23 protein-coding genes are annotated in these 25,093 nt (G+C 69.3%); 7 read left to right on the top strand and 16 right to left on the bottom strand.

Annotated features, from left to right (window positions below):
- Positions 1-2 precede the first annotated feature (2 nt).
- The 3 genes from FB560_RS20515 to FB560_RS20505 are packed head-to-tail and all read right to left on the bottom strand — an operon-like array spanning position 3 to position 2,276.
- Complete coding sequence (locus tag FB560_RS20515) at positions 3-914, bottom strand: 1,4-dihydroxy-2-naphthoyl-CoA synthase (protein WP_141874544.1); 912 nt, start codon at positions 912-914, stop codon at positions 3-5.
- Entirely contained in the window at positions 911-1,942 is a 1,032-nt protein-coding gene (locus tag FB560_RS20510) for a permease prefix domain 1-containing protein (RefSeq protein ID WP_141874543.1), read from the bottom strand. The genes FB560_RS20515 and FB560_RS20510 overlap by 4 nt, the downstream gene beginning before the upstream one ends.
- Before the next feature lies 1 nt (position 1,943).
- Positions 1,944-2,276, bottom strand: a complete 333-nt coding sequence (locus FB560_RS20505; protein WP_141874542.1) for a PadR family transcriptional regulator — start codon at positions 2,274-2,276, stop codon at positions 1,944-1,946.
- Positions 2,277-2,463: 187 nt separating this feature from the next.
- Here FB560_RS20505 and FB560_RS20500 point away from each other — a divergent pair, with 187 nt between their 5' ends.
- Positions 2,464-3,483: a GNAT family N-acetyltransferase gene (locus FB560_RS20500; protein ID WP_141874541.1), complete on the top strand. Its 1,020-nt coding sequence runs from the start codon at positions 2,464-2,466 to the stop codon at positions 3,481-3,483.
- Between the two features lie 63 nt (positions 3,484-3,546).
- Positions 3,547-4,530: an o-succinylbenzoate synthase gene (locus FB560_RS20495; protein WP_141874540.1), complete on the top strand. Its 984-nt coding sequence runs from the start codon at positions 3,547-3,549 to the stop codon at positions 4,528-4,530.
- Positions 4,531-4,537: 7 nt separating this feature from the next.
- Here FB560_RS20495 and FB560_RS20490 read toward each other — a convergent pair whose 3' ends face one another.
- Genes FB560_RS20490 through FB560_RS20480 form a run of 3 tightly spaced genes read right to left on the bottom strand, consistent with a single transcriptional unit; the run spans position 4,538 to position 7,237 of the window.
- Positions 4,538-5,788, bottom strand: a complete 1,251-nt coding sequence (locus FB560_RS20490; protein WP_141874539.1) for an MFS transporter — start codon at positions 5,786-5,788, stop codon at positions 4,538-4,540.
- Positions 5,789-5,837: 49 nt separating this feature from the next.
- Positions 5,838-6,548, bottom strand: a complete 711-nt coding sequence (locus tag FB560_RS20485; RefSeq protein WP_141874538.1) for a TetR/AcrR family transcriptional regulator — start codon at positions 6,546-6,548, stop codon at positions 5,838-5,840.
- A 59-nt stretch (positions 6,549-6,607) separates the two neighbouring features.
- Positions 6,608-7,237, bottom strand: coding sequence for a helix-turn-helix domain-containing protein (locus FB560_RS20480; RefSeq protein ID WP_141874537.1), 630 nt, complete (start codon positions 7,235-7,237; stop codon positions 6,608-6,610).
- 77 nt (positions 7,238-7,314) lie between these two features.
- Between FB560_RS20480 and FB560_RS20475 the strand changes: the two genes are divergently transcribed.
- Positions 7,315-8,724, top strand: a complete 1,410-nt coding sequence (locus tag FB560_RS20475; RefSeq protein WP_141874536.1) for an MFS transporter — start codon at positions 7,315-7,317, stop codon at positions 8,722-8,724.
- A 17-nt stretch (positions 8,725-8,741) separates the two neighbouring features.
- Here the strand turns inward: FB560_RS20475 and FB560_RS20470 are convergent, their stop codons facing one another.
- Positions 8,742-9,365 carry a TetR/AcrR family transcriptional regulator gene (locus FB560_RS20470; RefSeq protein ID WP_141874535.1) on the bottom strand — a complete coding sequence of 208 codons (624 nt, stop codon included), beginning with the start codon at positions 9,363-9,365 and terminating at the stop codon, positions 8,742-8,744.
- A gap of 131 nt (positions 9,366-9,496) precedes the next feature.
- Between FB560_RS20470 and FB560_RS20465 the strand changes: the two genes are divergently transcribed.
- The 3 genes from FB560_RS20465 to FB560_RS20455 all read left to right on the top strand — a co-directional run bounded on the left by FB560_RS20465 (position 9,497) and on the right by FB560_RS20455 (position 14,947).
- The gene (locus FB560_RS20465; RefSeq protein WP_141874534.1) at positions 9,497-12,268 is read left to right on the top strand and encodes an MMPL family transporter; all 2,772 of its coding nucleotides are present in this window, start codon (positions 9,497-9,499) and stop codon (positions 12,266-12,268) included.
- Entirely contained in the window at positions 12,265-14,229 is a 1,965-nt protein-coding gene (locus tag FB560_RS20460; RefSeq protein ID WP_141874533.1) for a YhgE/Pip domain-containing protein, read from the top strand. The genes FB560_RS20465 and FB560_RS20460 overlap by 4 nt, the downstream gene beginning before the upstream one ends.
- 124 nt (positions 14,230-14,353) lie before the next feature.
- A complete protein-coding gene (locus FB560_RS20455) occupies positions 14,354-14,947 on the top strand; it encodes a 2'-5' RNA ligase family protein (protein ID WP_229673041.1) in 594 nt (197 codons plus the stop codon).
- Positions 14,948-14,987: 40 nt separating this feature from the next.
- Here FB560_RS20455 and FB560_RS20450 read toward each other — a convergent pair whose 3' ends face one another.
- The 7 genes from FB560_RS20450 to FB560_RS20420 all read right to left on the bottom strand — a co-directional run bounded on the left by FB560_RS20450 (position 14,988) and on the right by FB560_RS20420 (position 21,711).
- Positions 14,988-16,667 (bottom strand): alpha/beta hydrolase, encoded by a 1,680-nt coding sequence (locus FB560_RS20450; protein WP_141874532.1) that lies wholly within the window; start codon positions 16,665-16,667, stop codon positions 14,988-14,990.
- Between the two features lie 7 nt (positions 16,668-16,674).
- Entirely contained in the window at positions 16,675-17,241 is a 567-nt protein-coding gene (locus tag FB560_RS20445) for a hypothetical protein (protein ID WP_141874531.1), read from the bottom strand.
- A 28-nt stretch (positions 17,242-17,269) separates the two neighbouring features.
- Positions 17,270-17,674, bottom strand: coding sequence for an SHOCT domain-containing protein (locus FB560_RS20440; RefSeq protein WP_141874530.1), 405 nt, complete (start codon positions 17,672-17,674; stop codon positions 17,270-17,272).
- A gap of 79 nt (positions 17,675-17,753) precedes the next feature.
- On the bottom strand, positions 17,754-17,951 hold the full coding sequence (locus FB560_RS21030) for an SHOCT domain-containing protein (protein ID WP_229673039.1): 198 nt from the start codon (positions 17,949-17,951) through the stop codon (positions 17,754-17,756).
- Positions 17,952-18,027: 76 nt separating this feature from the next.
- Positions 18,028-18,444, bottom strand: coding sequence for a hypothetical protein (locus FB560_RS21025; protein WP_141874529.1), 417 nt, complete (start codon positions 18,442-18,444; stop codon positions 18,028-18,030).
- 25 nt (positions 18,445-18,469) lie between these two features.
- A complete protein-coding gene (locus FB560_RS20425) occupies positions 18,470-19,981 on the bottom strand; it encodes a leucyl aminopeptidase family protein (protein ID WP_141874528.1) in 1,512 nt (503 codons plus the stop codon).
- 68 nt (positions 19,982-20,049) lie between these two features.
- Complete coding sequence (locus FB560_RS20420) at positions 20,050-21,711, bottom strand: AbgT family transporter (protein ID WP_141874527.1); 1,662 nt, start codon at positions 21,709-21,711, stop codon at positions 20,050-20,052.
- An 87-nt stretch (positions 21,712-21,798) separates the two neighbouring features.
- On the opposite strand from FB560_RS20420, the gene FB560_RS20415 reads away from it, so the two are divergent.
- A complete protein-coding gene (locus FB560_RS20415) occupies positions 21,799-23,367 on the top strand; it encodes an SLC13 family permease (protein ID WP_141874526.1) in 1,569 nt (522 codons plus the stop codon).
- A gap of 21 nt (positions 23,368-23,388) precedes the next feature.
- On the opposite strand, the gene FB560_RS20410 is transcribed toward FB560_RS20415, so the two are convergent.
- Positions 23,389-24,024: a response regulator transcription factor gene (locus tag FB560_RS20410; protein WP_141874525.1), complete on the bottom strand. Its 636-nt coding sequence runs from the start codon at positions 24,022-24,024 to the stop codon at positions 23,389-23,391.
- A gap of 84 nt (positions 24,025-24,108) precedes the next feature.
- A complete protein-coding gene (gene ccsB, locus FB560_RS20405; RefSeq protein WP_141874524.1) occupies positions 24,109-25,092 on the bottom strand; it encodes a c-type cytochrome biogenesis protein CcsB in 984 nt (327 codons plus the stop codon).
- Position 25,093: the final 1 nt, after the last annotated feature.

Below are 25,093 nucleotides of genomic sequence, written 5' to 3'. Positions count from 1 at the left end.
CCTCAGTAGTGCCAGGGGAAGGAGGACCAGTCGGGGTCGCGCTTCTCGAGGAACGAGTCGCGTCCTTCGACCGCTTCATCCGTCCCGTACGCGAGCCGGGTCGCCTCACCCGCGAACACCTGCTGCCCGACGAGCCCGTCATCGACCGCGTTGAAGGCGAACTTGAGCATGCGGATCGCCGTCGGCGACTTGGTGAGCACGGTGCGCGCCATCTTCAACGCTTCGCGCTCGAGCTCCGCGTGCGGCACGACGCGGTTCACGGCGCCCATCTCGTACGCGCGCTGCGCCGAGTACTCCTCGGCGAGGAAGAACACCTCGCGGGCGATCTTCTGGCCGGTCTGGCGGGCCATGTAGGCGGAGCCGTACCCGGCATCGAAGCTGCCGACGTCGGCATCCGTCTGCTTGAAGCGGCCGTGCTCCTCGCTCGCGATCGTGAGGTCGCAGACCACGTGGAGCGAGTGACCTCCACCGGCCGCCCACCCGGGTACCACCGCGATGACCACCTTGGGCATGAAGCGGATCAGGCGCTGCACCTCGAGGATGTGCAGCCGCCCGCCCCGCGCCGAATCGTGCACGGTCGTCTCGGAGTCGGAGTACTTGTACCCGTCGCGTCCGCGGATGCGCTGATCTCCGCCCGAGCAGAACGCCCACCCGCCGTCCTTCGCGCTGGGGCCGTTGCCGGTCAGCAGCACCGCCCCGATACGCGGATCCTGGCGGGCGAAGTCGAGAGCGCGGTACAGCTCGTCGACCGTGTGCGGACGGAACGCGTTGCGCACTTCCGGCCGGTGGAAGGCGATACGTGCGACCCCGCCGTCGTGCGAGACGTGCGCGGTGATGTCGGTGTAGTCCTCGGCGCCGGGCGCGAGGGTCCACTCGCTCGGGTCGAACAGGTCGGAGACGAATGCGGTGGTCACGGCATCCAGCCTATTCCTCGGCTCGTCCCGCCGACGGAGGAAGCGCGGCGGGCGCGTACCGCTTTGATCCAGCCGTCGACGATGTCCCACACCACCCCGGCCGCGATACCGAACCCCAGCAGAACGGCGAGGATGCGGAAGGTCCCGCCTTCGCCCGCCGCCTTCGCGTCGCCGGTGGCGAATCCCTCTCCCCCGACGGCGGCGATGTGCGAGAGGAAGTCCGGGTTGACGAGCTCGCCGCGCAGCAGCAGCGTGAGCGCCCACGCGAGGAACGCCAGAGCGAGAAGGGTGTTCGCCACGGCGAGCGCCGTGCTCCACCGCCCCTTCCTGAACACGACGACGGCGAAGACCGCCTCCAGCGCGATCAGGACGAACAGGGCGGAGATCCCCCACGGCCAGAGGCGCGGATCGAGGATCGGGAGGGCTTCTCCCTCGACGACGACGAATCCGCGGAACCGGTCCCAGAGCAGAGCGCCGGCCGCGATTCCGAGGAAGACCAGCGCGGCGATCAGCTCGCTCCGCCCGCCACTGTTCTCCATCGGCTCGGGGAGCTTGTCGACGTTCCACGTCTCGCCGGTGTCGGTGCCGGCCCTCTCGAGCACGACGAACACGAGCGTCGTCCAGAAGCACAGGTGGATGACGACCGCACCGGCCGCGAGGATCGACGAGGAGATGATCTCGCCGACCGCCGCCCCGGAGATCGTCTGGCCGAGCGCGACGGCGCCGAGCACACACACCGGCACGGTCAGCAGGAGCACCTTGAGCAGTCGCCACCACGTCAGGTAGTACCGCGGGCCGATGAGGTGCAGCGGACGATCGGCATAGCCGGCGGCCAGGATGCCGGGGTCGCCCAGCTCTGTCAGGACGGCCCGCTCCGCGTCAGCCGGACCCTCACCCTGTTCCAGGCGCGCCTCGACGGCATCCGCGATGGAGGCCTCGAGCTCGGCTCTGACGTCTGCCTGCGCATCGGGCTTCAGGCTGCGGATCGTCGCGCTGATGTATCGCTCGGTGAGCGTCGCACCGGTCATGTCAGTTCTCCTCTGCGGTGAGGCCCGTGATCGCCGTGGTGAGCGATCGCCATTCTTCGGTGAGGGTGTCGGCGAGACGGATGCCGGCATCCGAGGTGCGGTAGAACTTGCGGGGCCGTGCCTCGTCGGTGTTCCACTCGCTGGTGAGGTACTCCTGCTTCTCGAGTCGTCGCAGCAGCGGGTACAGCGTGTTCGCGTCCGTCGCGAACCCCCGCCGCTCGAGCTCTTCCAGCAGGCCGTAGCCGTAGCCCGGTGTGCGCAACAGCTGCAGGCAGGCGAGCACGATGGTGCCGCGCCGCAGTTCCTGCAGGTGCGTGTCGAGGACTTCGTTCATGTCAGAGACGATAGTGTGCGTCACACACCATTGTCAATCACACATTTATGTAGCAGAGGTGGGCCTGCGCCTGCCTCGGCCGAATACCCCTCATTCGGCCGAAGAGCCGGATTCAGGCCGAGCGAGGCGCACAGGGCCGAGCGAGGCGCAAGGGCCGCGCGGGTGCCGGCGACGTAGCGTGGACCGCATGACGATCGAGATCAGCCGGATCGACCCTTTCGATTCCGAGAGCGTGGATGCCTGGTGGGAGACCTACGCCGCCGCGGAGCGCGCAGACCGCGGCGCGGACACCCCGGTCTGGACGAGGGAGGAGTCCCGCAGCGAGCTGCAGCAGGACTCTGCGGTCATCGAACGCCGGGGCTATCTGCTGCGCGTCGGCGATGCCGTCGTCGGCTCGGCGAGCCTCGCGCTGCCGCTCAAGGACAACACCCACGTCGCGCATCTCGCCGTCAGCGTGCCCCCGCCGCACCGGCGCCGCGGCGTCGGGTCCGCGGCGCTCGCGTTCCTCGAGGCGGAGGCGACGGCATCCGCCCGCACCACCGCACAGGGAACCGCGTCGTGGCCCTACGCTCTCGGCCCCGACGGCACGGGCACCCCCGGCCGCGAGTTCGCGCGCCACCACGGCTATGCGCTCGCGCTCGGCGACGTGCAGAACCGCTTGGAGTTGCCGGCGAATCCCGCCGTGCTCGATTCCCTCGCAGCAGACATCGCCGCTGCGATCAGTGGCTACACGATCCGCAGCTGGGTCGGCCCCGTCCCGGATGACGTGATCGAGGGATGGACGGTACTGGACGCGTCGATCGACACCGAAGCCCCCAGCGGCGACCTCGACATCGAACCCATGAAGCCCGACGTCGACAGCATCCGCGAGCAGGAGAAGCTCCTGATCCGCCAGAACCGCACCTCGTTCGGCACCATCGCGCTGACCGCTCAGGGCGAGGCCGCCGCGTACACGCAGGTGGTGGTGTCGGGCGATGACGGAAACGCCTACCAGTGGGGCACGCTCGTGCGCGGCGCCGATCGTGGGCACCGGCTCGGAACGGCCGTGAAGCTCGCGAACCTGCGGATGCTGCAGCACGAGGCTCCGCAGACCCGCGCGATCTACACCTACAACGCCGAGTCGAATGCGCACATGCTCGCCGTGAACACGCTGCTCGGATTCCGCCCCAGCGAGCGGATGGGCGAACTGCAGAAGCGTCTCGGCTGAGTCGCCGCGACTCGCCCCGGCGCGGGATGCCACGCACAGGCGCGCAGAGAGCAGAATGGGCACATGATCCCGCCGCTCGCAGACCTGATCGACTCGGCCAGGGTCGTCGCCCTCCCGATGCACAGCCGTTTCCGCGGTGTGGACACCAGAGAGGCGCTTCTCTTCGAGGGCCCGCAGGGGTGGGCGGAGTTCTCCCCCTTCACGGAGTACGAGGACGCGGAGGCCGCGACGTGGCTCGCCGCCGCGATCGACTTCGCGTGGAATGTCCAGCCCGAGCCGCTGCGCGACCGCATCGGGGTGAATGCGACGGTCCCGGCGATCGACGCCGCCCTCGTCCCCGAGCTGCTGGCGCGGTTCGCCGGATGCCGCACCGCGAAGGTCAAGGTCGCCGAGCCCGGTCAGTCTCTCGCCGACGACGTGTCCCGAATCCGGGCGGTGCGTGAGGTCATGGGCCCCGAGGGGCGCATCCGCATCGACGCGAACGGCGCCTGGAACGTCGACGAGGCAGAGCGCGCAGTGCACGCGCTGAACGAGTTCGACCTCGAGTACGTCGAACAGCCCTGCGCCACGGTGCCCGAGCTCGCCGAACTGCGTCAGCGCGTGAAGTACCTCGGCATCCCGGTCGCCGCAGACGAGAGCGTGCGGAAGTCGTCCGACCCTCTGGCCGTCGCCCGCGCCCGAGCCGCAGACCTGCTCGTGATCAAGGCGCAGCCGCTCGGCGGCGTGAGGCACGCGCTGCAGATCGTGACCGCTGCCGGCCTTCCCGTCGTCGTCTCCAGCGCACTCGACACCGCGATCGGACTCTCACAGGGGGCCGCCCTGGCCGCCGCCCTCCCGACGCTGGACTACGACTGCGGCTTGGGCACCTCGTCACTGTTCCTCGACGACGTCGCCGACCTGCGCCCGGTGGACGGCTCGATCCCGGTCGGTCGGCTGACACCGGACCCCGCCGCGCTCACCCGTCTCGCCGCTTCCGATGAGCGCCGGGAATGGTGGGTGGCGCGACTCGCGCGCTGCCACTACGAGCTCGGAGCCGCCGCGCGCTGAGCCGGGGTCACTCCCCCGTCCGCACCGCGGAGACCTGTCGGAATCGCGGGTGCACCCAGACGAACAGCGTGACCAGGGCCATGATCACGGCTCCGAGGATGATCGGCAACGACGGCCACACGCTGTAGAGAGCGGTGCCGAGCGTCGGCGCCACCACGAAGGTGAGCCCGGTGGTCGCGCCGACGAGTCCGGCGAGCCCGCCCTGCTCCTCACGGCTGACCAGGAGCGTGGGCCCCGCCGTGTATCCGGGCATCGCGGTGCCGAGCCCGACACCGATGATGAGGATCGCCGCGAACAGCGCCACCGCACCGAGGTCGGCGATGAGCAGGCAGAAGCCGACCAGGGCGGTGAGGCCACCGACGCGGAGCAGCGTGGGCGGTGTCCATCCGCTCTTCGGCACGATCACGGCCTGCGCGGTGACCATGCCCACGCCGGCGGCGAGCAGCGCGCCGCCTGTGACGAGCCCCGCCTGCTCGGCGGCGAGACCGAGCCGGTCCTGCACGATGAAGCCCGTGATGACCTGGATGAACCCGAGCGCGGTGAACATCCCGAACCCGGCGACCAGGAACGGCCAGACGCGGGTGTCGAAGGGACGCACCCGCGCCGGCTTCTCGATGAGCTCGGTGCGCGTCTCCCGCCGCAGTCGGAAGGCGACGACGCTGAGGCCGGCCACGAGGAGGAACGGCACCACGATGAGCGGGGTGATGAGGCCGAACGCCGACAGCACGCCGCCGACCACGGAACCCGCGATCATCGCGATCCCCTGCACGGCGCCGACACCGGCCATTCCCTTCACCCGCGCCTTCTCGTCGACCGTGACGTCGGCGATGTACGCCTGGGCGGTGGGAGGGACGGCGGCGAGCGCAGCGCCGAAACCGATGCCGCGCAGCAGCACGAACAGCAGGAACAGCGTCGTGCCGCTGAGCAGTCCGTTCATGCCCCAGTAGGCCGTCAACGCGAACAGCGCCATGGTCAGCACGGCGAGCGTGAAGGCGAACACCAGCACCGGCTTGCGACCCCATGACTGCGACCGTCGTCCCCAGAACTGGCTCGTCAGCACGATCATCACCGCGGCGACACTGATCGTCACGCCGATCTGCCATTCCGCGAGTCCGACCTCGCGAGACAGCGGGGCGATGATCGGGTTCAGCGTCATCTGCGCGAGGTAGGCGAGGAAGACCGCCCCGAGCAGGAGCGGCACCTGCGAGCGCGGGGTGGCGTCGACGGTGGGGATGGATGCGGTGTCGGAGCTGGTCATACGGTCTTCCCTGTCGTTCTCTGGTCGTGTCGTCGCCGTGATCGAGTGGTCAGCCGCCGCCGGTGCCGGCGAGCTCGTGCTCGATGCCCGCGAGCACGACCTGCAGCTTGCCGTGGAACCACTCGAACGGCCCGGCGGTGATCGCCCGGAGCATCTCGGCGTGCACCTGCGCCGCAGGGCTATCCGCCACGGACACACCATCCGGGGAAGGAGAGCGCCACTGCTTCTCGATCAGCTCTCGCATCCCGCCCTTCGCGTCGGCGGTCGGCGCATCGAGAGTCTCGACCCCGCGTCTGCTGTCGGCGGTGAGGTCGAACACCAGATCGACCGCGAGCACGGCGGCACGCGCCGAGAATCCGCGCTCGACCAGCGCGGTGCCGACCTGATCCGAGATCTTCACGATCGACCAGGGGACGACGCCCCTGGCCACCTCCAGCACTGCTCCGGGATGCTGTTCCCAGGCATGCCACGACGCGATGGCGAATCGCTCCAGCAACGGCCGCCACTCGCCCTCGACGTCGGGCCAGTCCGCGGTGCGCAATGCTCGATCGAGACCCAGGCGCACCAGTTCGTCGCGGTTCTTCGCGTGGCGGTAGAGCGTGGCCTGCCCCACGCCGAGACGTTCGGCGACCGAGGCGAAGGTCAGTTCCGCGAAGCCGATCTCGACGACGGCGGTGGCGATCGCGTCAGCATCCACCGCGGGCGGGCGCCCAGGGCGTCGACGCGGTGCGGGGCGTCCGCCCGATGAAGTTAGGGTCACCTCACCAGGTTATGAGAGTCAGCTCTCTTAATCAAGAGTCGGTGCTCTCGGTCGCTTTCTCAGTCGGCCATCGACTCCCCCAGCACTTCAGCCAGATGACGGGTGGCCAACTCGGCGCTGCGGTGCTCCCGCTCGCCGTGCGTGCCGAAGATCGTCAGGATCTCGGCGTCTTCGTCGCCGTCCGCGCCGAACCAGTGCGGTGTCCGCGTGTCGAACTCTGCGACCTCTCCGCTCTCGATCACCACGTCACGATCTCCCACGATGAGCCGGATCCGCCCACTCAACACGTACATCCAGGACGACCCCTCATGAGAGGTGAGCCGGGGCTCCTGCGACGAATGCGGCACGAGGATCTTCCACGCATGCCGCTCCCCCGGTTGCCGCGTCAGTGCGACCACCGTGCGGCCGTTCACCCTGCGCGGTCGCAGTCGCACGCGCGGGTCGCCCGTCTCCGGCGCCCCGACGAGATCATCGAGCGACACACGGTACTCCCTGGCCAAGGGCAGCAGCAGTTCGAGGCTCGGCCGCCGTTGTCCGGTTTCCAGCCGAGAGAGCGTGCTCTTCGATATCCCGGTGGCCGTCGCCACGTCGGCGAGCGTCGCACCACGACGCAGGCGCAGCGCCTGCAGACGCGGTCCGATCCGCTCCAACGTCCGATCCGGGTGCGCCGTCGTCTCCGTCTCATCCATGCGGCCACTCCAGCACATCGTCCCGGTTTTAGCAACACAAGTTGCTGAAGAAGCACCGCCGCGGCGAGGCTCTGAGCATGACCGATGCTCCTTCCACCCCCTCTCTCCTCCGCACGGGAGTCGGCGCACTCGCCCTCAGCGTCCTGGTCGCCTCGCTGGGCACGAGCGCCGCGAACGTCGCACTGCCGACCATCGCGGCCGACCTGGAGGGCACGTTCGCCCAGACCCAGTGGGTCGCGCTGGCCTACCTGCTGGCGATGACGGCGACGAGCCTCACAGTCGGGCACCTCGGCGACCTGCTCGGACGGCGGAGGGTGCTGCTCGCCGGTATCGCGGTGTTCAGCGTCGCGGCCATCCTGTGCGCGATCGCACCGACGCTGGGGATGCTGATCGCCGCGAGGGCGCTGCAGGGCGTGGGCGCGGCCGTGATGATGGCGCTGCCGCTCGCACGCGCCCGCGACACGGTGCCGCCGGAACGCCTCGGCGCGATCATGGGACTGCTCGGCACGACTGCCGCAGTAGGAACCGCCTCAGGCCCCGCACTCGGCGGCCTGCTGATCACGGTCGCCGGATGGCCGGCCATCTTCGCGGTCATGGCCCCGCTCGGGCTGCTGGCCGCAGTCCTGCTCGGCAGGCCGCACGGGGAGATCAGGCACACCGCAGGCCCTCGGGGCCGCTTCGACGTCGCAGGAGTCCTGCTGCTCACCGCCGCGGTCGCGCTCTACACGCTCGGAGCGACCGATCCGGGAACCGACGACTCCTGGCCCACCGCGCTCCTGCTCACGGCCGCCGTGGCGACAGCCGTGCTCTTCGGGGTGTGGGAGAGCCGCGCCGCGCACCCGATCCTTCCCCTCGCCTTGCTGACCGTGCGCGCCATCTCGCTCGGCGCCGTCCTCAACCTCATCGTGGGTACCGTCATGATGAGCACACTGGTCGTCGGCCCCTTCTTCCTCGCCGGGGCACTGCACCTCGCCCCTGCCGCGATCGGCGCGACCATGGCGGCCGGCCCCGTGGCCTCGATCCTGAGCGGAGTGGTCGCCGGACGCGCCGTCGACCGCTTCGGCGCCCGCGGCATGACCACGGTCGGTCTCACGGCGATGATCGCGGGCTCTCTGGCGCTGGCTCTGCTGCCGGCCGCAGGGGGCCTCCCCGGCTACATCACGGGGACCGTGCTGCTCGCTCCGGGCTACCAGCTGTTCCTCGCTGCCAACAACACCAGCGTGCTCGGTGCGACTCCGGCGGAACGCCGCGGCGTGACATCCGGACTGCTCGGGCTCTCGCGGAACCTGGGACTCGTCACCGGCGCCTCGGTGCTGGCGGCGCTCTTCGCCTCGAGCGCGGGGGCGACCGCGATCGCCGACGCCTCGGCGGAGACCCTCACGGCGGCCCTGCGCACGACGTTCCTCGCGACGACCGCGATGCTCGTCGTGGCCGTGCTGCTGTCGCTGGTGCCGTCGCGCACGAATCCGCAGACGGTCGAGCGCTGAGCCGAGCCGGCGTACGGCTACGGCTCGATGAGCAGCTGCACGAGACGCGCGAGCTCCTCGCTGCCGGAGTGGCGAAGCCTCTCGTCGTCCTGACCCGCCATCGCTCCGCGCACGGTCATCCCCTCCCAGAGGATCATGAGCATGCGGGCTGCAGCACCAGCCGGAATGCGCAGCCGCAGTGATCCGGCGGCCACGATGTCCTCGACGATCTGGGCCACGCTCGCGACCATCTCGTTCTCCTGCGCGAGATAGGCCTCGCCGAACTCCGCGTCACGCAGTGCGCGGATGCGGATCTCGCTCATCAGCATGACGCCGAGACGGTCGTCGCCGCCGAGTTCCATGACGCGCTGCACGAGCTCGATCGGATCGCAGCCCTCCGCCAAGGCTCCCTCTGCGGTCATCTCCTCCACGCGCGTGCGCACCGCGCTCACGCGCACATCCGCGACGCTCGCGGTGAGGGTCAGGAACAGCTCGTCCTTGGACTCGAAGTTCGAGTAGAAGGCGCCACGCGTGAACCCGGCTCGCTCGCAGACCGCCTCCACGGAGGCGCCGTCGAGGCCGACCTCGGCGAAGACCTGGGCGGCTGCGTCGAGCAGCCGCGCGCGCGTGTTCTCTCGACTGCGGGTTGCGGGTGTCGTCATCGAAACCTCCTGGCCCTTCACTCTCGCATGATTCACACCCCGCACACAGACTCCACCGTGCGGGTCACCTTACGATACATCTATGTATTGGATACACCTGTGTATCCACATGGCATCCCTCGGAGGAACGCGTGTCCACATTCCTGTCCTCGCTCGGCCGCTGGTCCTTCCGGCACCCGTGGCGAGTTCTCGTCTCCTGGCTCCTCGCGCTCGGCATCGCCGGTGCAGGAGCCCTCGTGCTGGGCGCGGGGACCGACAACTCGTTCTCCATCCCCGGAACCGAATCGCAGGCAGGGCTCGAGCAGCTCTCCCGCTCGTTCCCCCAGGTGAGCGGCACGAACGCGCAGTTCATCGTGGTGGCCGCCGACGGCGACAAGATCACGGATGACGACTACCGCGAGCACATCGAGGATGCGGTCTCGGACCTCGGCGACCTCGACGAGGTCCTCGCGGCCACGTCACCGTACGACGAGATGGTCAGCGGCATGATCAACGACGACGACACCGCCGCGATCGTGCGCGTGCAGTTCGACGGCGAGTCGACCGATGTCTCCGAGGCGACCAAGGACTCCTTGCGAGCGGTCGTCAGCGACCTCTCGGCCGAGCTGCCGGACGGATCTCAGACATCGCTCGGCGGCGACCTGTTCGCGATCTCGATCCCCGGCGTCACACTCACCGAGGCCGTCGGACTGCTGATCGCCCTGCTCGTGCTGATCGTGACCTTCCGCTCGTTCGTGGTCGCCGGGCTCCCCCTGCTCACCGCGATCCTCGGCGTCGGCATCTCGATGGCCGGCATCTTCGCGGCCACCGCGTTCGCGACCGTCTCCTCGACGACCCCGCTGCTGGCGCTCATGCTGGGACTCGCCGTGGGCATCGACTATGCGCTGTTCATCATGGCGCGACATCAGGACCAGGTCCGCGAGGGCGTCGACCCGGAGGAATCCGCATCGCGTGCGGTGGGTACGGCAGGCTCGGCCGTCGTGTTCGCCGGTGTCACGGTGCTGATCGCATTGATCGGCCTCGGCTTCGCGGGCATCCCGTTCCTGACCACCATGGGAATCGCGGCCTCCGCCGCCGTCGCAGTTGCCGTTGCCATCGCCGTCACGCTCACCCCCGCGCTGCTGGGCTTCATGAAGGGCAAGGTCGTCGGTCGCCCGAAGAAGGCACCGAAGGCGAAGAAGGGCAAGGCCGCTCCCGCACCCCGCCGCGGTTTCAGCGAGCGCTGGGTCAGCGGCGTCACCACGCGCCCCGTGCTGGTCTCCCTCGCCGTCATCATCGGCCTGGGGATCGTGGCCGTGCCCGCCCTGAGCCTGAACCTCGCGCTGCCGAACGCCGGCGTGCTGCCGAAGGATTCGGAGGCCCGCCAGAGCTACGACCTCGTCGGTGAGCAGTTCGGGCCCGGATTCAACGGCCCCATGATCCTGACCGGCACGATCGTCACCTCCACGGACCCCGTCACGCTGATGGATGACCTCGGGGATGCCGTGGCCAAGGTCCCCGGCGTCAAGGAGGTCGCACTCTCGACCCCGAACGAGACCGCCGACACCGGCATCGTGCAGATCATCCCCGAGACCGCGCCGGATGACCCGGCGACCGCCGACCTCGTGCGAGAGCTGCGCTCCCACCACGACGAGTGGCTCGACGAGTTCGGGATCGATCTGAAGGTCACCGGCTTCACCGCCGTCGGCATCGACATCTCCGACCAGCTCGGAAATGCGCTGCTCCCGTTCGGGATCTTCGTGATCGGACTCTCGCTGATCCTGCTGACCATCGTGTTCCGCTCGATCTGGGTGCCGATCACGGCGGCGGCGGGCTACCTGCTCTCGATCGTCGCTGCCTTCGGCGTCGTGGGTGCCGTGTTCGAGTGGGGGTGGTTCGCCGATCTGCTGCACGTGGCCAAGGTCGGTCCCATCATCAGCTTCATGCCGATCATCCTGATGGGCGTGCTGTTCGGCCTCGCGATGGACTACCAAGTGTTCCTGGTCTCCCGCATGCGCGAGGACTTCGTGCATGATCCCGACTCGAAGAGCCCCGACCGCGCGACCCGTCGCGCCGCCGCCCTCCGCACGGTGCGCAGCGGCTTCACGGGGTCGGCGAAGGTCGTCACCGCAGCCGGACTCATCATGTTCGCGGTGTTCGTGGCGTTCGTCCCCGAGGGCGATTCGTCTCTCAAACCGATCGCGCTCGGCCTCGCGGCCGGCATCGCGATCGACGCTTTCCTGGTGCGCATGACGCTGATCCCCGCACTCATGGCGATCCTCGGCGAGCGCGCCTGGGAGATCCCCGCCTGGCTCGAGAAGATCCTGCCGAGCGTCGACATCGAGGGCGAGGCCGTCGAGCGCGAACGGCACCTGGCCGAGTGGCCCGGTGACGAATCCGTGGTCGCTGCCGACGACCTGACCCTCAGCGCCGACGCTCCCCTTCTCGAGGGCGTCTCGCTGCGCGTGCAGCCCGGCGGCGCACTCATCGCCACCGGAGACGACCGCCGCGTGCGCCGGGCACTGGCGCTGGCGATCGCCGGTCGCGTTCCCGCCGATTCCGGCCGACTCCGCGTCGTCGGACATCTGCTCCCGGGCCGTGCGGCCTGGGTCAGGGCTCACGTCGGCTGCGTACTGGTCGACGATGCGGATGCCGCTCTGCTCGACCTCGCCGAGGCGCTGCGCGGCAGATCCGAGCTGATCGTCGTGGACGGTCTCGACCGTCTCACCGGAGGCCAGCGGGATCAGGCCACCGCGATGCTCCGAGACGCCGCGGCATCACGCCCGCTCGCCGTGTTCGCCACCGCATCCGATTCCGGGGTCGCACGCACCATCCTTGCGGAGGCCGGCTGGCCGACCGCCGACACCATCGACACGCGGACGCCCCGCCGGGCGGCCGAAGAATCCACCGAGGTGACCGCATGACCCTCTCCATCGAGCGCGCCCGCTCCCGCAAGCCGATCACGTGGCTCACCATCCTCGGTGTGCTGCTGCTGCCGGCAGCAGTGGGCGGCATCCTCGTCGCCGCACTGCAGAACCCGACCGAGCGTCTGGACTCGATGACCGCCGCGATCGTCAATCTCGACGACCCGGTGACCATCGACGGACAGATCACCCCGCTCGGGCGCCAGCTCGCATCCGGGCTCGTGGAGGGCTCGGACGATCTCGACTCGAACCTCACCTGGGTCATCTCGAACGAGGAGGATGCCGCCGACGGACTCGCGGACGGCTCCTACCAGGCCGTCATCACGATCCCTGAGGAATTCTCCGCCGCGGCGACGTCGGCCGGACAGGCCATCGCAGACGGCGGCGGGAAGGCCGAACAGGCCACCATCAAGGTCACGACCCCTGACGACGGCCTCGTCGCCGACGGCCTCATCACGGGGCAGATCGCGACCGTCGCCGCCTCGACTCTCGGCACCATGCTGTCGGAGGCGACCATGGAGAACGTGCTGGTCGGGTTCACCACCATCGGCGACCAGATCGGTGACGCGGCAGACGGTGCCGTGAAGCTCGCCAGCGGAGCGCGAGATGCCGCCGACGGTGCGGCCGAGATCCCGGACGGCGCCACGAAGCTGGCATCGGGTGCGAGCGAGCTCGGCTCCGGCGCATCGGCGCTGGCCACCGGCCTCGACACGATCGCCACGAACACCCGCGGCGCGGCGGACGGAGCCGGGGCGATCGGTTCGGGATTGACAGGCGGCGCGGCCGCACTCACGCAATCCGGGCTCGTGCCGGATGAGCTGTACGCCGGGCTGAAGGGCACGACGACGGCGACCACCGGCGTGGCTGCCGGTTCCACCTCCGTCTCCAAGCAACTCGATGCCCTCGTCGCCACGTGCGATGCGGCCGCGACGCCGGAGTTCTGCGCGGAACTCCGAACGGCGGCCACCACGGCCAAGGACGTCGCGGGCGGAGCCGCGCAGGCCGCCGGTGCCGCAGCCGGCGTCGAGGCCGGCGTGAAGCAGTTCGACACGGCAGCCACCGCGAAGATCTCCGGCCAGCTCAGCGCGGCCGGCGCCGGAGCCACGCAGCTCGCCGGCGGCCTGAACCAGCTCGCGAGCCAGGGCGTCGACCAGTCCGCAGCCGGCGCGCGCGCCCTCTCCAGCGGTGCGACGCAGCTCGCCGACGGCGCGACCGCTCTCGCCGACGGTACGACCGAGCTCGCGACCGGCCTCGATACCCTCGCCACCGGCACCGGCGACCTCGCCGGCGGTCTGCGCACGGCATCCGAGTCGCTCCCCTCGTTCAGCGACTCCGAGTCGACATCGCTCGCCTCGGTGATCGCCGACCCGGTGACCACGAACTCCTCGATGAACACGATCTTCGGGCCGACCGCGATCCCGCTGCTCGCCGCAGTGGTGCTGTGGTTCGGCGGTCTGGCCTCGTTCATCGTGATGCGCGCGCACACCGCACGCACTCTGACGTCGCGCCGTTCCTCGGCATCGCTCGCTCTGCGCGCGTTCGCCCCTGCCGCACTGATCGGTGCCGGTCAGGGACTCCTGGTCGCACTCATCGTGCAGTTCGTCGCCGCATACGACGCCGCCGCGTGGTGGGCGTTCGCCGGTACTGCCGTGCTCGCCGGAGTCGCCTTCGCCGCCGTGAACCAGGCGCTGGTCGCGCTGTTCGGGGGAATCGGCCGCTGGATCAGTGCCCTCGTGGGAGTGCTGGCGGTCGCGACCGGGCTGATCTCGACCGTGCCCGGCTGGCTCGCCGGGCTCGGAGCAGCCCTGCCGACGGCGCCCGCGTTCGCCGGACTCATCGCCGGAAGCGGCAGTGCCGTGGCCGCGCTGGTCGTATGGGGTGTGCTGTCGCTGGTCGCCACCACGCTCGTGGTCGCCGTGCGCCGGACCACCTCCACGAAAGCGGTGCTGGCGACGGCCTGACCGCCCCGCGCACCGCTGCGGAGATCATCCGAGACACGCCGCCCGCCATTTCCGGCGGGCGGCGTGTGGCGTGTCCGACCCGAAGCTGCGCACGCGGCCGACCCCGCATCGGTACGCTCGCCTCATGCGTCGGCCGATCATGACCTCGCCTGCCCAGCTCGCCTCGCTGGAGGGCCAGCAGTACCTCGTGCTGCGCCCGACCGGAGCGGTGGCGACCGAGTACCGGGCCATCCAGCGCGACACGCTCGCGTCGGTGGAGGCCTCCCTCACGTTCCCGCACACCGAACACGTCACGCTGCGCGGATTCGCGGAGCCGGAACGCCGGGAGGAACTGACCGCGACCATCCGGACCTGGGCGGCGCGGCAGCATCCGATCACCGTGACGGCCGAGGCGGTGGACACGTTCCCCGCTCCCTGGCAGATCGTGATCCTGCGGCTCACGCGCACCCGCACGCTGGTCTCCGCCTACGCGACGCTGACCGACCTTCTCGTCGATACGGACTTCCGGCGGCTCGGCGAGCTCGATCTGGAGGACTGGACGTTCCACCTCTCCGTCGTCTACGGCAAGACCCTCGCTACGGAGGCCTGGGCCGAACTCGACCGCGCCGCGCGTCGATCTCTCCCCGCCCTGCCGACCGAGACCGTCACCGAGGCAGAGCTCGTCTGGTATCAGGACGGCATCGAGCACGCCGAGGTCATCCCCTTCGGCCTTCGCTGATCGCCAAGCCGCACCGCCCGCGCACGGTGACCGCGCGGGCTCACTCCTGGAACGGCTGGATCGGCGCGTAGCTCTCGATCTCGGTGCGGATGGCGTCGATCGCCGTCTCCCCCAACCCTGCATCCCCGGTGACCTCGCGCCACCCGGAGGTGACGACGTCGCCGAAGTTGTGTCCGTGGCGAGCGGGCACCGCCTCGCCGCCGAGCATGTCGATACCCACCTGCACCGCGGTGACCACCGGGATCCACCGCATCGAGGGGCTGACGTCCTCGCCCCGCTGATCCGGCTCCAACCACTCGGGCGCACGCCACAGCAGCTCGGGCGACAACCACGTCACCGGATCCGTCGCGTGCTGCAGATACAGCACACGAGGCTGCTCCCAGGGTCCGTCGAGCAACCGCTGATCACCGTCGCGCGACATCCACCGCACCTCGCGCCCCTTGTCGAGCACCGGCCGCCACACCGGGCTCCCGGGATCGCGCGCGTCCTGCAGCGACCGCCACAGCGTCGACCCCGCCGGGCTCCCGACGAACATCGCGCCGTCCGTGCGCGCGCGCACCGCATCGAGGTCGTCGAACACCGCCTGGCTGCCGTGCGCCCCGAGACTGAGTCCGTAGCTGATCAGCTGGGGCCGATCGTCCGTCGGCAGCCGCAGCCACCGCTCCTCCACCGCGTCGAACAGCACGCGGGCCGCCTCGACCGGGGCGTCCGGATCGAACAAAAACGACACCCAGCTCGGGGTGTAGGCGTACTGGAGCGCGGCGATGGCCGTGTCGCCCGCGTGCAGATACTCGATCGAGTCGACCGTCTGCGCCTCGAGCCACCCTGACCCGGTCGTCGTGGCGACCACCAGCACATCGCGATCGAAGGCACCGGTGCGCTCGAGTTCCGCGACCACCAGCTGAGCGCGCTCCTCGACGGTGTCGGCGGATGCCAGTCCGGCGTAGACGCGGATCGGCTCCGTCGCGGGGGCATCGATGAGCGCAGAGATCTCGTCGGCCGTCGGTCCCCCTCCGACGAATGCCGCCCCGTGCCTGCCGAGGTCTTCCCAATCGATCGCCGACTCCGGACCCGCCGAACGGTATGTCGAGTTCGGCTCCGTGACACGGGACTCGGGTTCCGCGTTGAGCCCGGCGTAGATGGTGTCGACCGCGATCATCATGACCAGCACGATGCCCGCGGTGCTCGCGACGATGACCGTCGAGGTGCCGAGGATCGCCAGCGGCGTCCCGCTCCGGCGTCGCAGTGCGAGGAAGACCCGCCGGTTCGACTTCCCGATCGCGAGCAGCAGCACCACCACGGGAACGAAGCCGGCCAGGAAGGCCGTGAGGTCCGCGCCACCCAACGGCGGCATCTCGACCAGAGCACGCACCTCGTTCTGCCACGACAGCGCCAGCACCGACAGCGCGGCGGCAGCGGCGAGCCAGATCGTCGCGTACATGATCCACAGCACCCGGTGCAGCGCAGGTCCGGGACGTCGCCGGATCAGCCCGCGCAGCACACGCCAGACGGCGACGCCGAGCAGGTATCCGACAGCGAACGCGACAGCGGTGACCACACCCTGGAAAAACGCGGTCCGCGGCAGCAGAGAAGGCGTCACCGACAGCACGGCGAACCCGAGTCCACCCAGCGCGCCCCCGGGATCGAGGTGCCACCATCGACGAGGAGGGTTCGGGCGATCGATCATCGGGTCGATGGCGGGGGGATTCTCGATGGTCACGTTCCGGTCAGTGGTGGATGAGGGCTTTGAGCGCGATCAGGATACCGCCGAACGATGCCGTGACCAGCGCTCCGCCCAACCGCGCCCACACGCTCGTGGTGCGCGTACCGGCGATCACCCACCCCACGATCGCCAGGAGGAGAACGTCGGCGCCGAGTGCCATCCACACCGCGAATGCGTCGTGCAGCACTCCGGCGAAGCCGAGGAACAGGATCAGGACGGGCACCGCGGCCAGGCCCAGCAGGCCGAGCGATTCGTGGAGGCCGTGACGGATCGCCGAACCGATCCCGCCATCGCGCTCCGGATGGTCCGCCATCCATGACACCGCCGCCGCGTAGACGTGCGCCGCGAAGAAGACCAGCAGGGTCGCGATCACCGAGAGCAGCGCCTCACCGGAGCTCGCCGTGAGGTTGCGACTGACCACGATCATGCCCGCCACGATGATGAGGCCGTAGATGCCCTCGGCTGACGTGGCGAAGGTGCCGAGACGTGCGGTGCCGGGCGCCGCGGCGCCGCCACCCGGAGGCAGGGGCTCCGCGGCGCCCGGCACCGCAGGAGAAGGATCGTGCGTCATCGGCGCGATCCCTCGTCGAATGCTCGGGTCATGCCGTGACGCGAGCCAGGGCGGCCTGCTTCAGCGAGGAGAACTCGGTGTCGCTGATGGCGCCCGCATCCAGCAGGCGCTTGGCCCGCTCGATCTCATCGGTCGGTGTCGCCGCCGAGCCGGCGATCGAACGCACGTAGTCCTCGGCCTGGTGCTGTGCCGCGGCCGCCTGCTGCGCCGAGCGCTCACCCATGCCCTTGCCGCGGGCGATCAGGTAGACCAGCGCGGTGAGGAACGGCAGGAACACCAGGAACAGCAGCCACACCGCCTTGGCGAAACCGTTGAGCGCGCGGTCGCGGAACAGGTCACTGATGATCGAGAACAACGCCATCAGGTAGGCGACGAACACGAAGATCGTGAGGAACCACCAGATGGCGTCGACGATGGTTGACCAGAAAGACATGCAGATACTCCCTTGCCGCCGAAGCGGCCTTCGATGACGGATGCCGCGATCACGGCATCCGAGTCTCACGATGCCGCGGTCAGGACCCGAGAAGACGCTGCTTCTGGGTCGTGAACTCGGCCTCGGTCAGCACACCGGCATCCCGCAGCTGCCCGAGCTGCTGGAGCTGGCCGATCAGCTGCTGCGTATCGACCGCCGGGCTGCCCCCCTCGCAGGCGCGGCGGGCGGGGCCGGGGCAACCGATGCCGCCGCCTGCGCGGCGTCCTGCGCCGCCCACTGCTGGCGCTGGCGGCGCTGTACGTTGCCCACGACGCGTGTGGCCACGGAAGCGCGCGCGGCCGTTCTCAACAGGCTCATGCTCCTGCCCCTTCCTGCGGTGCGGACTCGTCGTCGAGATCGGCGGCGTCGATCCCGCCCGACCAGATGTTGCGGCCGCCGAGGCCACCGACCAGTCCGGCGACCCCGGCGAGGCTGCGGTCTTCGTAGACCACCACCAGTGCACGTTCCCCGGCGGCGAGCTCTCGACCGATCTCCGCGAGGTCGTCGTCATCGAGCAGATCCGTCTCGGCCGCGTCAGCGGAGGCGTTCTCGAATGTCTCCCGTCGCACACCGCCATCCGCCGTTCCGGCGATCAGCTCGATGTCGAGCACTTCGATCGAATGCGCCCGCTGGAGCGTCTCCAACTCCTTGATGACGACCGTGAGGTCGACGCCGAAGGGAACAGCGAACACCGCGAAGTTGAGCGGTCCGACATACGTCCATGAAGCCATGGCACTCCTCGTTCTGTGATGGGTTTCAGGATGCGGGGGCGAACCCGCGTGCGACCTCGAGCAGGATGCGGGCTCCGAACCCGGTCGCTCCGGCGGTGCGCCAGGCGTCGTCCTTCTCGGTCTGCATGGTCCCGGCGATGTCGAGATGCGCCCAGGGCGTCTTCCCGACGAAGTGCTCCAGGAAGAGGGCCGCCGTCGTCGCACCCGCGAACGGGCCGCCGAGGTTCGCGATGTCGGCGATCTCCGAGTCGAGCTGCGGACGGTACTTCCTCTCCAGAGGCAGCTGCCACACCTGCTCGTCGACCGTGGCGGCCGCTGCGGTGACGAGATCGACCGTGCGCTGATCGTTGCCGAAGACAGGGGCTCGCGCGGATCCGAGAGAGACCAGCGCCGCGCCGGTGAGCGTGGCGATGTCGACGATGGCGTCGACGCCGTCCTCGTTCGCGAGCACGAGCGCGTCACTCATCACGAGGCGCCCTTCGGCGTCGGTGTTCTTCACCTCGATGGTCGTCCCGCCGCGGGCGGTGAGCACGTCGCCGAGCTTGTAGGAGGTTCCGGAGGGCATGTTGTCGGTGCACATCAGCCAACCGGAGACGGTCGCTGTCGTACCGGCGTCGCGCAGGCCGGTGAATGCGCCGAGCACTGCGGCCGCACCGCCCATGTCCATCTTCATCAGCAGATGCATCGGGTCGCTCGGCTTGAGACTGATGCCGCCCGAGTCATACATGATGCCCTTGCCGACCAGTCCGAGGTGCCCGCTGCTCTCCCCCGACGGCGTGTAGGTGAGCTTGATCATGCGCGGCTCTTCGGTCGAACCCTGGTTGACGCCCAGGAGTCCGCCGCAGCCGAGCGCGATCAGCGCTTCCTTGTCGAACAGTTCCACGGCGAAGCCGAAGCGCTCCCCCAGCGACTCGGCGATCTCGCCCATGTTGACCGCTGTGAGGTGGCCGGGAGGAGTGTTGGCGAGGTCGCGAGCCACCACTGCCGCTCGGGCTCCGACGAACGCCTGGGTGATCGGCTGATCGACATCGCCATACCCCGGGATGTCGAGGGTGAGCGCCTTCAGGGCGATATGCGTCGACGCACTGTTCAGCACCGTGTAGCGGTAGCGGGCGAGCAGCGCACCCTCGGCGAGCGCCCGTGTGGCGACCTCGACCTCGACGCCCGCGAGGTCATCGATCCGCAGCCCCACCCGCTCACGGCGGGCGGCACCGCGCATGAGCACCGCCGCGGCATCGCGCAGCACATCGGCGGTGAGGTCGTCCTGGGCGCCGAGACCGATCACGACGAGATCGGGCCGACCGGCGCGGGGCACGTTCAGCACGCTGCCGGGCTTCGCCGTGAAACCTGCCTGCTCGAGCGCGGCGCGGTCGAACCCGACCTCGCCTGGCACGTCGCCGTCCGTGTAGACCCCGACACCGATCGCCTGCGCATCGGAGGGGATGGCGCCGACCTCGATGCGCGCGGCCTCGAGCGCATCGAGCCCCGGCACCGTGGCCAGGTCGGCGGGGATGATCTTGTTCGGTCTACGGTCCATGGGTCTGTTCCTTCGGTGCGGATGTCGGGAAGCCCCGTGCTGCATCGGCGACGGGGGGAGGTGACGCGTCAGCCGACCATGTCGACCGGAGAGCCGGGACCCCAGGGGATGCCGAGGAGGAACCACACCACGTACAGAGCGACCCACGAGATCAGCATCCACATCGCATACGGGATCATCAGGGCGATGATCGTGCCGATTCCTGCATCCTTCTTGTAGCGCTGCGCGACGGTGACCATGAACGGCAGATAGACCATGAGCGGGGTCAGCACGTTGACCGGCGAATCACCGACCCGGTAGGCGGCGAGCAGCGTCTGCGGTGCCACATCGAGCGAGGCGAAGATCGGGATGAACACCGGTGCGAAGATCACCCACTTGGGAACCAGCCCGGGGAGGATGAAGTCGAGGATCACGATCACCACGATGAAGGCGAGCAGCAGCACGATCGCCGGCACGTTCGCCTGCTGCAGCAGCTCGGCAGCGGACACGGCCGCCACCGTCGGCAGGTTCGTCCAGTTGAACAGGGCGATGAACTGGGCGATCATCAGGAACATCACCAGCAGCCCGCCCAGGCTCGCGAACGTCTTGGCGATCGCTCCGACGGCGGCGGAGCCCCCACGCAGCGTGCGTGCTCCCGCGCCGTAGGCGAGACCACACACCAGGAACGCCAGCGAGATGATGAACACCAGGCTCGCCATGAACGGCGTGGTCCCGATGATGGCCCCGGTCTCGGGATCGCGCAGCGGTGCACCGGGAGGAGCCGTGAGCAACGCGATCAGGGCGACGTACCCCAGCAGCGCCCAGAACGAGAACCGCAGGCCGCGCGCCTCGGCGTCGTGGTCGATGTTCTCCGTCTCGTCCGCGATCGTGAGTCCGCTGCGGTCGTATGCACCCAGCCGCTTCTCCGTGATGAACACCGTGACCAGAAGGGCGACGACGGCGAGGAGGATCGACGAGACGATCCCGAAGTAGAAGTTCTGGGTGACCTCGATCGGCTCCATCCCGGCGGAGGTGAGCACCTCGTTCGTGATCTCGGTGAGCATGCTGTCGCTCGGCGTGATCAGCAGGTTCGCCCCGAAGGCCGCCCCGACACCGGCGAACGCGGCGGCGAGCCCGGCGAGCGGATTCCGCCCGACGGTGAGGAACGCGGCCGCGGCGAGCGGCACGAGGATGAGATATCCGGCATCCGTCGCGACCGAGGACAGCACCCCGACGAAGATCAGGATGAAGGCCAGCCAGCGGCGCGGCGCGACCTTGACGACGCGACGGATCAGCGCCCCCATCAGCCCGGCGTGCTCGGCGACGCCGACGCCCGCCATCGCGATCAGCACCACTGCCACCACCCCGAAGCCGGCGAAGTTGTCGACGAACGAGGTGAAGAAGAAGCGGACGCCGTCGACCGAGAGCAGGTTGCGCACGTCGAAGGTGCGCTCCTCGACGATGTAGTCGGGGACCTCGGCCGGCTCGCCGGTGACCGAGTCGTAGATGCTCCATGTGCCGCCGAGATGCTCGTTGATCTGCGAGAACTCGTCCCGCGGCACGGGAGTGACCACTTCGTCGGTCACCGACACCCCGACCCACGAAAGGATCGCGGAGAGGACGGCGATCAGTCCGATCAGGTACACGAACATGATCGTGGGGTCGGGCACCTTGTTGCCGACCTTCTCGATCCAGTTCAGGAACCCCTTGCTGTCGGCACTCGGGGTGCTCAGTTCCTTCTCGGCAGGCATGATCCCATCCTGGCGTGAGTGACCCGAGCATGACCCCCCCAGAATTGGGGGATGCCGGGCTGCGCAGCGCCGTTTATGGTCAGCCCTATGGACCCGATCGTGACGACGCTCATCATTCTGCTGTGCGCGGTGATCGCGTTCGTGTCGAATCGCATCCCCCTCGGCGTCGTCGCCGTGGGGGTGTCCGTCGCCCTCTACCTCTTCGGTGTTCTCGATCTGCACAGCGCGCTGGCCGGATTCGGCAACCCCACGGTCCTCTTCATCGCCGCCCTGTTCGTGGTGAGCGAAGCGCTGGAATCGACCGGCATCGTCGCCTGGGCTGGGCAGGAGGTCATCGAACGTACCGGCACGAACCGGCGGCGCCTGCTGATCACGATCGGTCTGCTCACGGCCGTCCTCACGGCCGTCATCAGCGTGAACGGGGCGGTCGCGGCGCTGCTGCCCCTGGTCGTCGTGGTCGCGGCCCGCGCGGGCATCGCCCCGTCGCAGATGCTGATGCCGCTCGCCTTCTCGGCACACGCCGGGTCGATGCTCGCGCTCACCGGCACGCCCGTGAACATCATCGTCTCTGAGGTGTCCGCCGACAACGGAGGACGCGCCTTCGGCTTCTTCGAGTTCGCACTGGTCGGGCTGCCGCTGGTGGTCGGCACGCTGGCCATCATCCTGCTCTTCGGGTCTCGACTGCTCCCTTCGAGAGCTGCGGCCTCCGCACCGGTCGACCTCGAGAAGCTCGCCCGCACGCTGAGGGCGGACTACGAGATCACCACCGACCGCCCGCTGATGTCGGCGGCACGGGGCGTCGCAGAGGTGGTCGTGCCCCCGCGTTCCTCCCTGATCGGACTCCATGTCTTCGCCGGCATGTGCACTCCGAGCGGTGATCTCGTGGTGCTCGGCGTGCGCCGTGGCGGCGAGCCTCTCGCCAGCGCCGGCGACAGGCTCCGCGCGGGAGATGCGCTGCTGCTCGACGGCTCCTGGGACGACCTGCAGCGCCACACCGCCCAGCGAGACGAGGTCCTGGTCGTCGATGCGCCGCTCACGCTGCGGCGGTCCGTTCCGCTCGGTGCGGGTGCGAAGCGCACGTCCGTCATCGTGCTCGCCATGATCGTCCTGCTCGCCACCGGCATCGTGCCCGCCGCGATCGCCGGACTCCTCGCCGCCGGTGCACTGATCCTGACCGGGGTGGTGCCGATCGCGCGCGCCTACCGCGCGATCTCCTGGACCACGGTGATCCTCGTCGCCGGAATGATCCCGCTGTCGACGGCCTTCCAAGAGACAGGTGCGGCGACGTTGATCGCCGAGACCCTGCGCACCTGGCTGGGAGACACCGGACCTCAGGCCGCCGTCGCGGTCATCGTGCTGATCACGCTCGTGCTGGGCCAGCTCATCAGCAACACCGCCACCGTGCTGATCGTGGCGCCGGTCGCGGTCGCTCTCGCGAGCGCGATGGATGCCTCGGTGCTCCCGTTCCTGATGGCACTGACCGTCGCCGGTGCCGCCGCGTTCCTCACGCCGGTGGCGACTCCGGCCAATCTCCTGGTGATGGAGCCCGGAGGCTACCGGTTCGGCGACTACGCGCGACTCGGTCTACCGCTCATGCTGCTGTTCTTCGCGGTCGCGGTCTTCTACGTGCCGTTGATCTGGCCGTTCAGCGGCTGAGCGCCCCGCACGAGACCGTGCTCAGCGCTCGGGTGCCACCAGGCCGTCTTCGACCGCACGGCGGAAGAGATCGACCTTGGTGGGTGCCGCCCGATCGACCGCGGCGTACTTGGCGCGGATCCGGCGTACGTGATCGATGATCGTCTCCGGCGACAGATACAGCAGCTGCGCGACCTGTTTCGCGGTCTCACCCGAGGCGTACAGCGACAGGACCTCCGCTTCGCGCGGGCTCAGCTGTGCCGACACGAACTCGCGATCGGACTCGAGGGCGGCCGCCCAATCGGCGCTGGCGACGATCTCGCCGCGGGCTGCGCGGCGCACCGCCTCGGCGATCAGGTCGATCCGGTCGGACTTGCGGATCATTCCCGACGCCCCGGCGCGGGCCGCCTCTCGGATCAGATGCGGACGCTCCCCCGAGGTGTAGGCGATGATCGGTGCGCCCAGCGGCGCCAGCGCCTGGATGTTCTCGGCGGGGCCGGTGCCGTCGGCGAGCGACAGGTCGAGGAGCACCACGTGCAACGGACCTCCGTGGCGCACCACCGCCGCCGCCGTCGTCCCATGGGCGACGACGCGGATGTCGTCGCTCTTGTGGAGGATCGCGACGGTGCCGAGCAGCATCGCCGGATGGTCTTCGATGATTCCGATCTCGATGGTCACGGATCAGTCCTCCCGTTCACAGTGCCTCCCCCGCGATGAGCATACATCCGCGTATCGGCGGGGAGAACCTCTGCGGTGGCGAGGTCAGGACAGGCCGGAGTAGGCGTGCAATCCCTTGAAGAAGACGTTCACGATCGTGAAGTTGAACATGACGGCCGCGAAGCCGACGATCGCCAACCACGCCGAGGGGTTCCCGCGCCATCCGCGGGTCGCCCGCGCATGGATGTATCCGGCATAGAGCACCCAGATGACGAACGTCCAGGTCTCCTTGACGTCGAAGCCCCAGAAGCGGCTCCACGCGTAGTACGCCCAGATCGATCCGGCGATCAGCGTGAACGTCCAGAGGATGAACCCGATGATCGTGAAGCGGTACGCCATGCTCTCGAGCCGCTCGGATCCGGGGAAGGTGCGCAGGAAGCCGGGGCCGGTCTTCTCGGCGCCCTCGGACACGAGGCGCTCCCGGCGCGACTGCATGAGCTGGATGACCGACAGCGCGAACGCCAGAGCGAAGAACGCCGTGCCGAGCGAGGCCACGAAGACGTGGATCACCAGCCACACGCTCTTCAAGGGGTCCATGAGCGGCGAGACGTCGATGTAGAAGTTCGTCGCCGCGAGTCCGAGCAGTACCACCACGAGACCCGTGATGAACGTGCCGAGGAACCGCAGATCGACGCGGACCAGCACGATGAGGTAGACGGCGATGATGAGCAGCGTGCCGATCATGGCGAACTCGTACAGGTTCGCCCACGGGACACGACCGGCCGCGATGCCGCGGGTGAGCGTCGCGCCGAAGTGGAACAGGAACGCGAGCACCGTCAATGAGGTGCCGATGCGCGCCATCACGAACCGCTGCGGAGCAGCATCCGTGGCACCTGCCGCCGTCTTCGACGCAGCGGTGCCGCGGGCGCCGACGCCGGCGCCGACGAGCTCGGCCTGGGCGAACGTCTGCGAGTCGGCGCTCAACTGCGATCGCCGCGCGAGGTCGAAGGCGTAGGCCACGAACGCGGCGGCGTAGACCGCGATCGCCGTCCACAGCAGGATCGGCGAGATCACGTTGAGGTCGAACATG

It is taken from the genome of Microbacterium saperdae (assembly GCF_006716345.1).
GTDB lineage: Bacteria > Actinomycetota > Actinomycetes > Actinomycetales > Microbacteriaceae > Microbacterium > Microbacterium saperdae.
Note: the sequence above shows the minus strand (reverse complement) of the source record. Positions and strands in the feature narration are given on the sequence as shown.

What these genes read in the sequence shown, in the direction of transcription:
- FB560_RS20480 (WP_141874537.1), bottom strand. Translation starts at nt 7,237, where the DNA reads ATGGATGAGACGGAGACGACGGCGCACCCGGATCGGACGTTGGAGCGG.
- FB560_RS20510 (WP_141874543.1), bottom strand. Translation starts at nt 1,942, where the DNA reads ATGACCGGTGCGACGCTCACCGAGCGATACATCAGCGCGACGATCCGC.
- FB560_RS20500 (WP_141874541.1), top strand. Translation starts at nt 2,464, where the DNA reads ATGACGATCGAGATCAGCCGGATCGACCCTTTCGATTCCGAGAGCGTG.
- FB560_RS20425 (WP_141874528.1), bottom strand. Translation starts at nt 19,981, where the DNA reads ATGGACCGTAGACCGAACAAGATCATCCCCGCCGACCTGGCCACGGTG.
- FB560_RS20460 (WP_141874533.1), top strand. Translation starts at nt 12,265, where the DNA reads ATGACCCTCTCCATCGAGCGCGCCCGCTCCCGCAAGCCGATCACGTGG.
- FB560_RS20420 (WP_141874527.1), bottom strand. Translation starts at nt 21,711, where the DNA reads ATGCCTGCCGAGAAGGAACTGAGCACCCCGAGTGCCGACAGCAAGGGG.
- FB560_RS20505 (WP_141874542.1), bottom strand. Translation starts at nt 2,276, where the DNA reads ATGAACGAAGTCCTCGACACGCACCTGCAGGAACTGCGGCGCGGCACC.
- FB560_RS20445 (WP_141874531.1), bottom strand. Translation starts at nt 17,241, where the DNA reads ATGACGCACGATCCTTCTCCTGCGGTGCCGGGCGCCGCGGAGCCCCTG.
- FB560_RS21025 (WP_141874529.1), bottom strand. Translation starts at nt 18,444, where the DNA reads ATGGCTTCATGGACGTATGTCGGACCGCTCAACTTCGCGGTGTTCGCT.
- FB560_RS20440 (WP_141874530.1), bottom strand. Translation starts at nt 17,674, where the DNA reads ATGTCTTTCTGGTCAACCATCGTCGACGCCATCTGGTGGTTCCTCACG.
- FB560_RS20490 (WP_141874539.1), bottom strand. Translation starts at nt 5,788, where the DNA reads ATGACCAGCTCCGACACCGCATCCATCCCCACCGTCGACGCCACCCCG.
- FB560_RS20470 (WP_141874535.1), bottom strand. Translation starts at nt 9,365, where the DNA reads ATGACGACACCCGCAACCCGCAGTCGAGAGAACACGCGCGCGCGGCTG.
- FB560_RS20455 (WP_229673041.1), top strand. Translation starts at nt 14,354, where the DNA reads ATGCGTCGGCCGATCATGACCTCGCCTGCCCAGCTCGCCTCGCTGGAG.
- FB560_RS20495 (WP_141874540.1), top strand. Translation starts at nt 3,547, where the DNA reads ATGATCCCGCCGCTCGCAGACCTGATCGACTCGGCCAGGGTCGTCGCC.
- FB560_RS20415 (WP_141874526.1), top strand. Translation starts at nt 21,799, where the DNA reads ATGGACCCGATCGTGACGACGCTCATCATTCTGCTGTGCGCGGTGATC.
- ccsB (WP_141874524.1), bottom strand. Translation starts at nt 25,092, where the DNA reads ATGTTCGACCTCAACGTGATCTCGCCGATCCTGCTGTGGACGGCGATC.
- FB560_RS20475 (WP_141874536.1), top strand. Translation starts at nt 7,315, where the DNA reads ATGACCGATGCTCCTTCCACCCCCTCTCTCCTCCGCACGGGAGTCGGC.